Source organism: Parabacteroides sp. CT06 (assembly GCF_002257605.1).
Taxonomy (GTDB): Bacteria; Bacteroidota; Bacteroidia; order Bacteroidales; family Tannerellaceae; genus Parabacteroides; species Parabacteroides distasonis.
Genome location: NZ_CP022754.1, coordinates 5,079,941 through 5,092,960, shown reverse-complemented (window position 1 = coordinate 5,092,960; position 13,020 = coordinate 5,079,941). Strand labels below are relative to the sequence as shown.

The following is a 13,020-nucleotide window of genomic DNA, read 5'->3' as shown; positions in this document are numbered from 1 at the left end:
AAAACAAGATATATGGAAAGCTCATTTCTCAAGATCATAAACGGGAAAGTATTAACTCCTTCGGGCCTCCTTCCGAACGGCCAAATCATCATCTCGAATGGGAAGATCGTGGAGATCACCGGGCAAAACCGGGAGATTCCTCATGCGGAGATCATCGACGCGAAAGGATATTATGTGGCCCCCGGCTGTATCGACACGCATGTACACGGCGGCAACGGACATGATTTCACCGAAGCTACCCCCAAAGCGTTCTATGCCATCACAAGAGCACATGCCTTGCAGGGAACAACGACTTTATATCCTACATTGGCAGCTGCCCCTATCGAGACCTTCCGGGAAGCGATCAAGACTTGCGAGCATATCATGAAACACCCGGAACAGGGCGCCTGTATCATGGGATTACATCTCGAAGGCAACTATTTGAATATGGCTATGAAAGGCGGACAAGACCCTAATTATATCTACCCGCCCGATCCCCGAGAATATAAGGAATTACTAAACGATACCCAATGTATTAAACGCTGGAGCGCCGCCCCCGAGCTTGACGGGGCTTTGGAATTCGGTAAATACGCGTCAGCTCATGGTGTGTTGGTCTCACTGGCCCACACCACGGCCGATTATCTCCAAGTAAAAAAAGCATACGAGGCCGGATTCACCCATGCCACCCACTTCTACAATGCCATGACTTCCGTCCATAAAGACCGTGAATATAAACATGAAGGAACGGTAGAGGGTATTTATCTTATGAAAGACATGACCGTTGAAGTCGTAGCCGATGGTATCCACGTACCGCCGGCGATCTTAAAGTTGGTATATCAAATCAAAGGGGTAGAACGTACGTCCTTAATCACGGACGCAATGGCCGCCGCCGCTTGCGATAACGGTACGGAACATTTTCCGGACCCCCGGGTAATTATTGAGGAAGGCGTATGTAAATTAGCCGATTGCTCCGCTATCGCGGGAAGTATAGCTACCGGAATCCGTTTGATCCGTACCCTGGTCGAGAAAGCGGAAATTCCATTGCACGACGCAGTTCGTATGGCTTCCGAAAGCCCGGCCCGCTTAATGGGAATCTTGGATCATAAAGGAACGCTGGAAACAGGGAAAGACGCGGATATCATCCTTTTCAACAACGACATAGAGATTCAAGAGACCTTCGTCGAAGGCAAGCAGCTCTCCAAAGAATAAGCAATCCAATAAACAATGACTTCTCCTATCTTGTTTTTAGATAAATAAGGGCATGAATGTATATGGAAAACGTAAAAGAACATTACTGGAGATACTCATTGATCACCATTATATTAGGACTAGGGGTAATTCTATTTTTTAAGATTACCCCGTTTCTTGGAGGTATACTTGGAGCATTCACCATCTATATATTGCTGCGTGGACAGATGTTCCATCTGACAGAAAAGCTAAATATGAGACCGGCTTTCGCGGCTTTACTGTTACTGGGGGAAACAATCTTATGTTTCTTAATCCCGATCACATTGGCGATCTGGTTGGTAATCAACAAAACTCAAAATATTAATTTAGACCCGACTGTACTGCTAAATACAGGCCAACATATAGCGGATCTAGTTCAGGAAAAGACCGGATTTGATGTACTGGATAGAGGAAACTTATTAAAAGCGGCCTCTATACTCCCACAAATCGGACAATTCTTAGTGGGTAGCATAAGCAGTTTCGCCGTAAATGTCGTCGTATTGATTTTCATCCTGTACTTCATGCTGATAGGTGGAAGAAAGATGGAAAACTATCTATATACCTTATTCCCTTTCAGTGACCAAAACAAGGATGAGGTACTCAACGAGATCAATATGATCGTAAAATCGAATGCCATAGGTATCCCTCTTTTGGCGGTTATACAAGGTATCGTAGCGGTGATCGGTTACTTTATCTTTCAGACTCCCGATCCGCTGTTATTTGGGTTTCTCACTTGTATCGCTACGATCATTCCCATTGTAGGGACCGCCTTGGTCTGGGTTCCGCTGGCGGCTTATATGGCTTTAAACGGAGATTGGGTACATGCCTTGGGACTAACTATTTATGCCTTGCTCGTTATTACGAATGTCGATAATCTGATTCGTTTTATCTTACAAAAAAAGTTGGCGGACATACATCCGTTGATCACCGTCTTCGGAGTCGTAATCGGGTTGTCCTTATTCGGATTTATGGGGATCATCTTCGGGCCGTTGTTATTATCCTTATTCCTTCTTTGTATAGATATCTTCAAGAAGAGCTATTTGGATAAATAAAGAGGATCTACAGGACAGGGTATCTTAAAAAGTCATACCTTTACATTACATTTTGAGTAAAACGAATAATATGTCACGTAGAACAGTAAACAATTGGAAACCCATCAAGGGACAACCTCTCACCGAATTAGACAAGAAAATCCTATATATCCAAAATAAAGGACATTTAGTACCCACCCGCAAGCTTATCAAGACTCCGGAGCAGATTGAGGGCATCCGCAGAAGTAGCGTGATCAATACAGGGCTACTGGATTTAATCCAGAAGGAGATTAAAGAAGGTATGTCTACAGCCGCTATCGATAAATTGGTGTATGATTATACGGTAGGGCATGGAGCGATTCCAGCCCCCTTAAACTATGAGGGGTTCCCTAAAAGTGTATGCACCTCTATCAACGAGGTCGTTTGTCACGGTATTCCCAGTGAGAAGGAGATCCTAAGAGACGGTGATATTATTAATGTGGATGTCTCAACAATTTTGGATGGTTATTATTCGGATGCGTCCCGCATGTTCATGATCGGGAACGTATCTCCGGAAAAGCAGAAATTGGTACAGGTCGCCAAGGAATGTCTGGAGATCGGTATGAAAGCGGCGAAGCCGTTCGGATTCGTCGGCGATATAGGCAACGCTATTCAAAAGCATGCGGAGAAAAACGGATTCTCGGTCGTACGGGATTTATGCGGACATGGCGTCGGTCTGGAATTCCATGAGGAACCGGAAGTTTGTCATTTCGGACGGAAAGGCACAGGAATGCTTTTGGTTCCGGGTATGGTCTTTACGATTGAGCCAATGATTAATATGGGTACTTGGAAAGTATTTATCGACGAGGAAGATGGTTGGACGGTCGTCACCGAGGATGAGCTACCCTCCGCCCAATGGGAACATACCTTCTTGATGACAGAGACGGGGCTGGAGATTCTTACCTATTAATATCTAATGCAATTAACGCTTCCGGGCTTTTTCCCGGGCTGCTTTTCCCTTTTCCCGCAAGGCTTCCTTGCGGGCTTTTTCTTTCTCTTTCAACTTCTGCTTGTATAAGCGCTCTTTTTCCTTACGCTCTTTTTCTTTCTCTTTCAAGCGTTGCTTGTAGGCGCGCTCCTTTTCCTTACGAAGATCCTCACGAGCTTTCAGTTTCGCCTTACGGTCGGCTTCCGCTTGTTTCAGCTTGGCTTTGCGGTCGGCTTCCAGCTGTTTCTCTCGATCAGCCTTCGCTTTCAATAAGGCACGTTCTTCCTCCGCTTGCTTCTTGAGAAGTTCTTCCTGTTCTTTCGCTTTCTGCTCACGTAATTCCTTATCCGCCTTTTGCTGGGCCTCGAAAGCCTTACGAGCCTCTTCCTTGCGGGCTTCTTCTTCGGCAGCTTCCCGTTTACGGATCTCTTGGATTTCTTTTAAGGTCATGCCTTGATCCTCAACCGCCGGCTGGACAACAGAAACCGTATCCTTACGGAGGGTATCAACAGGCAAGATCTCCGGTTTGTCAAACGCAGGCACCTCTATTGTATCTTGTACGACTGGGATAGGCTGTATCTCGGGCTGTTGGACTGGTTCTTGAACAGGCCGTTGTTCCTCTGGCTCCGCAACCGTTTGTTTTTCCGGCTCAGCTTCCGGTTTCAATTCATCTGCCTCTTCCGGCACTTCAGCTTCTTCCTCCGTGATCATTTCATCTTCAGACGCCTCCTCTTCCTTAGCGGCTTCCATACGAGCCTTCCAACGGGCAGCCAGATCCGGTAATTCCTCACCGAAGCTCTCATCGAAGAAGGTGATATATTCATCCAAGGTCTTACCACGCATCAAGGTCTCATAATTATCATCTGAGATCGGTAATACGGCAACCGCCTTATTCAAGGCCGTAGCGTAGCCATCCTTACCGTATATCATCTTATAATATTGGATAATCTCGTCGAAATTGATAAATCCTTTGATCGCTAGCATACTGATCGGGCCGGCCTGCTCCAAAGCCAAATCAAACTCTTTCACCATGAAGTTCGCGAAGTTATAAGCGGCGACAGCGAATAGCAACTGGTTCTGATCTACGCTACCCGTAGGATATACCAAAAGCATCTGATAAGGCGTGTTCCGTTCCGGATTAAATACACGGGCCGAATCCTCGGCAGATAACATACCATCCTCGCCCAAACCGAATCGTAGGTTCCAACTCATACCTTTCACACCGCCCTGCACCAAGGCACGTCCCCGAAGAACACCTTTCAACATCTCCCCGGCCAGTTCCGTGACATCCGCGTTCGGATACTTCTCGACCAGCGCTTTCAAGGCATTCTTAAACCCTTCCGCATCCCCGGCCTGCACATATGACAACGCATCCAAAAACATGAATTTAGGCATCAATGTAGCCAATGGATATTTCTCGCTTACGTACCGGAAACTCTTACGTACATACGCTGTATCGCTCTCCAGATAGCGATCATAAGTAGCTTGATAGATCGAGTCTTGTACCACATCCATCATGCGGATATTATACTCGTAATTCGGATCAGCCACAGCTACCGCATAATCGCTTTCCGGGAAGGCGTTCATTAATTTATTCTTATACTCGGTAGCCAACGCTGTATTTCCGGTTTTTAGGGCCATCAAATATACCTGATAATAACTCTCCAAGCGGTGCTCATGATCCGGGAAACGGCGTTCCAGATTCTCGAATGCCTCGACAGATAAGGGGATATCCTCCAACTTATCCTTATAGATCATCGCCATATTGTAAAGGCCGTCTATAATAATAATGTTAGAAGCGTCTACGTCTTCCTGCGTAAAAGGTAATTGCTGAAGATAATACTCACGGGTATGCGGATCATCGGCGGCAACAGCCGGTAGGTCACCGCCTATCGAATCGGTCGGCAACAGCTCACCGTCCGACCCTACCATTTGGGTGGAATCTCCCTCGGCCAGCATCTCCTCATCCAGATTCTCATTAAAGGTAGAGAGTTCCTTCTTACGGCGACGCCAGTGATCTTCCAACGGACGACGTCCCCATTTACGCTGGAACTGTGTCTTTCCTTGCGCTACGGTCTGAGGATTATAGAAATAGAAAGAGGCTCCACCGGACGCGTTCGGCAAAACAACAGCGTTGGTTTCCGTACCGGGACGGTCGATTCCGGTGCCTTTCGCTTCCTGCTCGGCCAGATAAGCCTCCTTCTCAGCCAAGGCTTTCGCCTCTTCCTCCTCTTTCTTTACCTCCTCGATCTTCTTATCGATAATCGCTAATCGCTCCGCTTCCGGCAATTTAGCCAAGGCTTGCAAACTGTCTTGAAGATGGACCGCTTCTACATGCACGACCAATTCATCCAGAATCGCTGACAATTTAGAAACTCGTTCATAATCCTTGTATTCCTTTTGAATTCCGGCTAAGGCTCCGCTAAAGCAAGGTTGCGCTTTCACGTAATCCCGCATCGTAAAATAGATATCTCCCAGCTTTATCTGGCAGATCGCCTTATCCATTCCATTCAATGTACTCTTATCGATACCGAGTTGATAGTTCTTTATGGCATTCACCGTATCTTCCCGGCTGAGGTATACATTTCCTAAAGCATAGTATACTTGATCCAGATAATCCTTATTCTTCTGGCTTTTCGCCATTTTCTCGAGCATCTTCACCACTTTCAAGTAGTTCGTACCCGAGAATACTTCTGTCTGACGGATACGTGAGGCAAATTCCAACTCATACGGAGGATTTGAACGAGCCACCTCGCCAAAGGTCTTATAAGCCAAGCCATCCAATTCTTGATCCGCATAGATTTGTCCCAAAAGATACTTCATCCGGGTACGTTGCTTCCGGTTTTTCTCCGCCTTGATAGCGGTCTTCAGATAAGGGATGGCATCCTCGAACTGCCCGTTCTTGATCAAATAATCGGCATACACCGCCGCATATTGCTTCAAGGCAGAGGCGGGAATACCGTTCTTGTTCATCTTATCCAAGATATCCTCCGATTCATAGAACCAACCCATCTCAGAATAACAACGGGCTTGCCACAAACGGGCCTCGGCCACGACCTCCTCATCCTTCGCGTAATGACGGGCTATATAGGAGAAGGTAGCGGAGGCTTGCAGGAAATCGGCATTGTAGAATTGCGCCTGTCCCATGATCAGCCAACTATTCTTTAAGAAAGGGTTATACTCCTCTTGTTCTTGGATAGCACGTAGTTTGGGATTATTCCGCCAGCCCGGTTTCTTGGCCGGTTTCGCTTTTATGGAGTGTAGTTTAATAGCTTTATTACTTTTCTCGATCGTCCGGTCGAAAGGGCCGCCCGGCTCGGCTTTGTCTTTAGGCTGGGCGCTGATCGGATACATATAGATCCTGTCGGAATAGTTCTCTTTATATCCGTCCTGTTGGCTTTTCAGTGCCTCGTCAAACGCCTGTTTTCCATTGAAATAAATATTATAACGGGTCGTAAAGGCATGATAAAAACGGCTCGCTTTCGTGTTCTTCTTCGTGCTGCACGACCAAAGCAAGAGTACCGTTAATAACGCCACTATGTAATAAAACCCTTTTTTCATTCTTTAATTAACGCCGTAACAACGGTTTTATTGCTTTCAAGGCCAAAAAGAGGACCACCAAAAACAAGATGATAAACGCACCGGAAGGCACGTTCAGGAAATAAGAAAGAACCAGTCCGGACACGCAACCCAGAAAGCCGATCGCGATACTTCCCCACATGATCTTCTTGAAGTCGGAAGTAAACAGGTTCACCGTTATTTGAGGCAAGGTCAGCAAACTCATCAATAGCATAATCCCTACCAACCGGATCGAAAGAACAATTGTCATGGCAATAAAGCACATCATCGTATACTCGATCCATTTTACCGGTAGGCCTTGCGTGACAGCGAAGTCACGATCGAACGCCACGTAAACAATCTCACGGAGGAAAAGGGAGAATATGAGTATCAACAATACCACCAACCCTAAAATCCATAAGATATCGGCCGTAGAGATGGTCAAGATATTACCGAACAAATAAGCGGACAGATTCGGGGCATACCCCGGCGTAAGGAAGATAAAGATCACGCCCAAAGCCATACCCAGCGACCATACGCCCGCTATGGCGGAATCCTCCCTTACGTTTTGCGTCTTGCTCGCCCACTCCACGCCAAAGGCAGAGAGGATCGAAAACAACATCGCCATCAAGATCGGGTTTGTTCCCAGATAAAAACCCAAGCCCAAACCTCCGAACGAAGCATGCGTGATCCCTCCGCTGATAAATACCAACCGGCGGGATACGATGTAAGTCCCGACAATCCCACAAGCGATGGCGGTTAGCAAGCTCCCGATCAAGGCGTTCTGAAAAAAGGCATATTGCAATAAATCCATATGATTCGTTTCCTAAATTAATGAGTACGGCGTTCGCCAATGATCAGGAATGCCTCATCCTTCAAGGCATCCGGCAAATTGATCCCTCGCAATTGCAGGCTACGGAGCCAACCGGCCACCTCCACTTCCCGGAGGGTATAAAGCACTTCACTAAACTCCTCAACGGCTTCCTCATCGTAAGCGTCCGCTTCCACTCCTTGGAACCGATCCAGTTCCTCATCGTTATAATATTCGATTTTCTTGCTGACGGCGGCTAATAAACTATCCCGCTCGCAAGTCTCATGTTGTCCGCAGCAAACCTCCGGAATCTCCTGTGCCTCGGGGATCTCCGAGATCTCCCCCCGTTCCAGCATCTTCTGAAGTTTCTTATTCCGGAAATACCCGGCGATAGCGGCTACGACACCCAGACCTATAAGACTTATGACAATGTACCACATAATTCAATTGAAAGTTGAGAATTGAAAACTGAAAATTAAAGGGCTGATTCCCTAATAGAGAAACCAGCGGCCTTAAGATCTTCCCAATAATGGGGATAACTCTTGCTGACCACTTGCGGGTGGGCGATCTCTATCCCCTCGGGACGTACCAAAGCGGCGGGAGCGAATGACAAAGCCATCCGATGATCCTCGTAAGTGGCGATTACCGGATGCGACTCCGGTTCCCTGCGTTCACCGTTCCACTCCAAGATGCTATCATTGCGATCCGTCAACACATAACCTAATTTACGAAGCTCTGTCTTCAATGCCTCGATCCGATCCGTCTCCTTGATCTTCAATGATTGAAGTCCCGTAAAGCGGAAAGGGATATTTAATAACACGCAAGTCACCACAAAGGTTTGAGCCAAATCCGGTTCATTCACGAAGTTATAAACCAACTTCTCACAGATATTTCCAGTATGCTTTAACACGACTCCACGTTTCGTATAAGTAGTGCCCACTCCCAATTGAGCGAACAACTTCGCTCCGGCGGCATCTCCCTGCAAGCTATTCTTGAATAAACCTAACAATTCGATCTCAGCATTTTTCGATAACGCCATGATCTCATACCAATAAGAAGCGGCACTCCAATCGGATTCCACCGTAAAACGAATCGGCTTATACTCTTGGGGGAGCACCTTGATCGTATTCTCCGTCCAAGAGGCTCTCACTCCATATTGCTCCATCAATTGCAAGGTGATATGGATATAGGGCCTAGAGATAATAGCGCCCTCCAAATGCAACATAACCCCATTTTCTGTTAACGGGGCGATCATCAAGATAGCGGATATATATTGAGAGCTAACATTTCCCGGTAGCGAGATCTCTCCGCCTTGCAAGGCGCTTCCGAAAATACGCAAAGGAGGATAACCCTCCTTCTCCATGTACTCGATCCGGGCGCCTAAAGCGTTCAGCGCATCCACCAACACCTTGATCGGACGGTTCTTCATGCGTTCGGTTCCCGTAATCGTCCATTCGCCCACCACCTTCGAGAGGAAAGCAGTAAGGAAACGCATCGTCGTACCCGCCGCACCCACATTAAAATCCCGATCGTTCGAGTTCAATGCCTTTACCATCAAATTTGTATCATCGCAATCGGATAAGTTCTCCACATCGTATGCGCTATAACTTAGCGCATTCAAGATCAATGCCCTGTTACTGATACTTTTAGAAGCGGGAAGCTTTACGGTAGTCCGGATAGCGGAACCCGGAGCATCTATCTGATAATTCATCGCTTTCGTATATTCAAGATTCAAGAGGCAAAAGTACGAAAATTAGCGTACATATGGAGTATAACAGCGGGAAACTTTCTTTATGCTTCTTTTCGAATGCGAATCGTGACAAGGCATTCGTTTGAATCGCCCCAACCAGTAGACGTAAGGGGCAATAAAACGCCCTTTTAAGTGAGAGTATTCCCGTTTTTAGGCACGAAAGGCGACAAAAGCCTACACGTATAGTCGCGTTGGGCGACGCCAATACTGCCGTTAGGCATTATAAACAGTCACGAATAGGGTTGTCAGTAGTCGTGGATAGGCATCGTAACCCGGTTAGAACCCAGTCGTAACCCTATCGGATAGCCCGAAGAAGTCAATGGATATGAATTAGGATGAATTATTTTCGCTAGAATGAAAGGCGGTTTTTCGGTATTGTATTATCAATGAACGAATTGTTGTTTTTTTCTTGCGTATTTGGCAACGAGCCGTACATAGTCCCGGAAAAATCGGTTCTCCGGGACTTCAGTTTACAAAATGTCAGAATGTCAAATCGCCAAACGGTCTTATCACAAGGCCTTCATCTTCAAGAAATGCTTCCAGAAAAAGAGGATCTGGTAATCAATAGAATTATTCCAGTATTGTGAATCATGACTACCCGGGCGAGTGATAAAGTCGTGGTCGATGCCTTGTTTTAATAACGCCTCGTGGTAGTTCTTATTCACCTCCAAAAAGAAATCGCTGTCACCGCAATCGAAGATCAAAGCGATCTGGTCTTTCCTCAAGGTTGGAACCAAATTGATAACCGTGTACTTCTCCCAGTTTTCCGGATATTTTGCCTTCTCACCTATTTGCACGCTCATCTCCCAGTTTTTCGGGAAAGGGCGGATATCCACGCCACCGCTGGTACTTCCCGCAGCGGAGAAAACATCGCTATGACGAAGGCCATTCCACATAGCACCATGTCCACCCATGCTCAAGCCGGTAATAGCACGTCCCTTACGATCGGCCACTGTCTTATAATGGGAATCCACGTATTTCACCAACTCATTCGAGATGAAAGTCTCATACCGTACATCCGCGTTCAAAGGGCTATCCCAATACCACGTATTCTTACCATCCGGGCATACGAAAAAGATACCCTTCTCATCAGCGATCTTAGGTAGATCCGGCTTGATACCGACCCATGTACAAGCGTTACCGCCATAGCCATGTAACAAATAAATCACCGGACACGCTTTCGTTGCGGCCACATCCGGACTTACCACGACGACCTCTATACTTTTATTCATCGAAGGACTTTTCACTTGCAAAGTATCTATCTTCGCTGCCTGTAAACCGAGCGGAAGCAAACAAACCAACGCTACCGCTACCTTTTTCATCCAATTCATATCAGTGAATATTAATGATTAATTCCCCGTAGCCTTGTTTTCAAGGAACTACGGGGACAAATATACAGATTTTACAGCCAAAAACTTATTTACTTAACGAGAAAGGACGATCCTCTTTCGCGGTTCCTCTCGTCTTCTCCGGTTGATTGCCCATTTGAAGCTCCAGCACGCCCCCATTCACGATATCGCTGTAATGGATATAATTACGTGTATGTCTCTTCCCGTTCAAGGTAGCGTTTTGGATATATACGTTATCCTTACTATTCCCTTTCGCCTCGATCACGAACTTCTTGCCATCCTCCATCGTAATCGTAGCTTTCCGGAATTTCGGGCTACCCAATACATACTCATCCGTCCCCGGGCAAACACTGTAGATTCCCAACGCGCTCAATACGTACCAAGAAGACATACCGCCTTGATCCTCATCACCCGGATAACCATTTTCCGAGCTATTATATAACCGATCCATCACCTGACGAATCCAATATTGCGTCTTCCAAGGCTGGCCTGCGTAACTATACAAGTAAATCATATGCTGGATCGGTTGATTACCTTGGGCGTACTGTCCCATCTTCGCCAATTCCATCTCCAGCATCTCATGAATTTTCGTTCCGTATGTTCCATATTTCACGATACCGGGTAAAGCGAAAACAGAGTCGATCTTCGCCACGAAACGCTCATCACCTCCTGTCAAATCGATCAACCCTTGGACATCATGGAAAACCGACCAATTGTAATGCCAAGCATTCCCCTCGCAATAAGGACCGCCCCATTCGAAAGCATCGAAATCCGCCCAACTACCATCCAATTTACGACCTCTCATAAAACCGACAGATGGATCGTACACATTCTTGTAATTATAAATCTGGCGGGCAAAGACCTCCTCATAAAACTTATTCCCAGTCATTTTCGCCAACTGATACGCACAAAAGTCATCATAGCAATATTCCAACGTCTGTGCCGTAGATCCCATGGATTCCGGATAAGGTATATATCCCAACTGATAATAATCCTTCCAACGAACCCGTCCGTTGGCACCGCCCCAAGGTCCCTTATTCATCGCCTCATGCGCATACGCTTTCAAGGCTTTCTCCGGATCGAAAGTGCGGATACCCTTCACCCAAGCATCCGTCAATAAAGAGATCGAGTGATTCCCTACCATCCCGCCGGTCTCACTCGGGAACGACCAAGAAGGTAACCATCCACATTGCTCCTGAGCGTCTAGCAAGGCTTGCATATATTGCCCCTGCATCGTAGGGTGCAAGATATTGGTCAGCGGGAACTGGGAACGAAAAGTGTCCCAAAAACCATTATCGGTAAACATATATCCATCATGAATCTTCTCATCGTACGGACTATAGTAGTAAGGAGAACCATCCTCTTTCTCCTCATAAAACTTATGGGAAAACAAATTGGCACGGAACATGCAGGAGTAGAAGGTTTTCATATCCTCCTCGGTTCCACCTTCCACCAACACACGATTCAATAGCTGGTTCCATACGTCAGCAGCCGCTTGCTTCGTCACTTCTACCGATGAGTGCTTACCTAGCTCACGAGTCATCGTAACCTCCGCTTGCTCCGGACTGATATAAGAGGTAGAGACCTTGGCCTGTACCTTAGAGCCTTTCGCGAATTGTACATAGGCACCGATTCCTTCCCCTTCCCGACTCAAATTATTCTTCTGGATCGTATTCTTACGATTCTCCCATGTACCATAGCTAACGAAAGGCTTATCAAATTGAATGATAAAATAATTCTTATGTGTCTTCGGAGAGAAAGCCCCATTGTGTACATAGCCGGTGATCCGGTGGTTCGCTACATCGATTTGTACCTGACTGGTTTTCGTATAGCCATCCAGTACGAGAAAAGCGTCTCCCTTCGCGGGAAAGGAAAAACGGAAATGAGCGGAACGGGTAGTTGGCGAGAACTCCGTGGTAATACCATTCTCCAACGTAACCTTATAATAATGAGGCTTGGCAATCTCTTTATCATGAGAGAACGGAGTCGCCCGTTTGGACTCATCAACAACCAATTCCGGTACAGGCATCAAAGAGAATACCCCGTAATCTCCCACCCAAGGGCTACATTGATGCGTCGGTTGGAAACCCCGGATCGTAGTGGCCGAGTATTGGTATTTCCAACCATCACCATTCTTCCCGGTCTGTGGAGACCAGCTATTCATGGGATAGGGAACCGCCGTAGTCGGGTAGGTATTTCCCCAACTCAATTCGTAAGTCGAGTTTGTTCCTTGCAAAGTATTTACGTATTGTACCAAGTCTTTCTCCGCAAAAACAGGGAAAGAGAGGGCTAGACAGAGGGCTAAAGCCGCCCCCTGTTTATAAAAAGTATTGAGTTTCATGTTATTT

At 46.6% G+C, this 13,020-nt stretch carries 9 protein-coding genes; 3 read left to right on the top strand and 6 right to left on the bottom strand.

Features of this window, described 5'->3' with window-relative positions:
• The first annotated feature begins 12 nt into the window (after positions 1–12).
• From nagA to map, 3 genes are all read left to right on the top strand, one after another.
• Positions 13–1,188, top strand: coding sequence for an N-acetylglucosamine-6-phosphate deacetylase (nagA, locus tag CI960_RS22020; RefSeq protein ID WP_094582582.1), 1,176 nt, complete (start codon positions 13–15; stop codon positions 1,186–1,188).
• A gap of 56 nt (positions 1,189–1,244) precedes the next feature.
• A complete protein-coding gene (locus CI960_RS22015) occupies positions 1,245–2,258 on the top strand; it encodes an AI-2E family transporter (RefSeq protein WP_048927003.1) in 1,014 nt (337 codons plus the stop codon).
• A gap of 70 nt (positions 2,259–2,328) precedes the next feature.
• Positions 2,329–3,186 carry a type I methionyl aminopeptidase gene (gene map, locus CI960_RS22010; protein ID WP_094582580.1) on the top strand — a complete coding sequence of 286 codons (858 nt, stop codon included), beginning with the start codon at positions 2,329–2,331 and terminating at the stop codon, positions 3,184–3,186.
• Between the two features lie 12 nt (positions 3,187–3,198).
• Here the strand turns inward: map and CI960_RS22005 are convergent, their stop codons facing one another.
• The 6 genes from CI960_RS22005 to CI960_RS21980 all read right to left on the bottom strand — a co-directional run bounded on the left by CI960_RS22005 (position 3,199) and on the right by CI960_RS21980 (position 13,013).
• Positions 3,199–6,765, bottom strand: coding sequence for a tetratricopeptide repeat protein (locus CI960_RS22005; protein WP_094582578.1), 3,567 nt, complete (start codon positions 6,763–6,765; stop codon positions 3,199–3,201).
• A gap of 7 nt (positions 6,766–6,772) precedes the next feature.
• Complete coding sequence (locus CI960_RS22000) at positions 6,773–7,576, bottom strand: metal ABC transporter permease (RefSeq protein WP_005860097.1); 804 nt, start codon at positions 7,574–7,576, stop codon at positions 6,773–6,775.
• 17 nt (positions 7,577–7,593) lie between these two features.
• Entirely contained in the window at positions 7,594–8,013 is a 420-nt protein-coding gene (locus CI960_RS21995; protein ID WP_005860099.1) for a hypothetical protein, read from the bottom strand.
• 35 nt (positions 8,014–8,048) lie between these two features.
• The gene (locus CI960_RS21990) at positions 8,049–9,284 is read right to left on the bottom strand and encodes a 3-phosphoshikimate 1-carboxyvinyltransferase (RefSeq protein WP_005860101.1); all 1,236 of its coding nucleotides are present in this window, start codon (positions 9,282–9,284) and stop codon (positions 8,049–8,051) included.
• A gap of 548 nt (positions 9,285–9,832) precedes the next feature.
• Complete coding sequence (locus CI960_RS21985) at positions 9,833–10,645, bottom strand: alpha/beta hydrolase family protein (RefSeq protein WP_036629126.1); 813 nt, start codon at positions 10,643–10,645, stop codon at positions 9,833–9,835.
• A gap of 94 nt (positions 10,646–10,739) precedes the next feature.
• The gene (locus CI960_RS21980; RefSeq protein ID WP_005860105.1) at positions 10,740–13,013 is read right to left on the bottom strand and encodes a GH92 family glycosyl hydrolase; all 2,274 of its coding nucleotides are present in this window, start codon (positions 13,011–13,013) and stop codon (positions 10,740–10,742) included.
• Positions 13,014–13,020 lie beyond the last annotated feature (7 nt).

Excerpts from the sequence above, each read along its gene's own strand:
- nagA (WP_094582582.1), top strand. The coding sequence starts at position 13 with ATGGAAAGCTCATTTCTCAAGATCATAAACGGGAAAGTATTAACTCCT.
- CI960_RS22015 (WP_048927003.1), top strand. The coding sequence starts at position 1,245 with ATGTATATGGAAAACGTAAAAGAACATTACTGGAGATACTCATTGATC.
- map (WP_094582580.1), top strand. The coding sequence starts at position 2,329 with ATGTCACGTAGAACAGTAAACAATTGGAAACCCATCAAGGGACAACCT.
- CI960_RS22005 (WP_094582578.1), bottom strand. The coding sequence starts at position 6,765 with ATGAAAAAAGGGTTTTATTACATAGTGGCGTTATTAACGGTACTCTTG.
- CI960_RS22000 (WP_005860097.1), bottom strand. The coding sequence starts at position 7,576 with ATGGATTTATTGCAATATGCCTTTTTTCAGAACGCCTTGATCGGGAGC.
- CI960_RS21995 (WP_005860099.1), bottom strand. The coding sequence starts at position 8,013 with ATGTGGTACATTGTCATAAGTCTTATAGGTCTGGGTGTCGTAGCCGCT.
- CI960_RS21990 (WP_005860101.1), bottom strand. The coding sequence starts at position 9,284 with ATGAATTATCAGATAGATGCTCCGGGTTCCGCTATCCGGACTACCGTA.
- CI960_RS21985 (WP_036629126.1), bottom strand. The coding sequence starts at position 10,645 with ATGAAAAAGGTAGCGGTAGCGTTGGTTTGTTTGCTTCCGCTCGGTTTA.
- CI960_RS21980 (WP_005860105.1), bottom strand. The coding sequence starts at position 13,013 with ATGAAACTCAATACTTTTTATAAACAGGGGGCGGCTTTAGCCCTCTGT.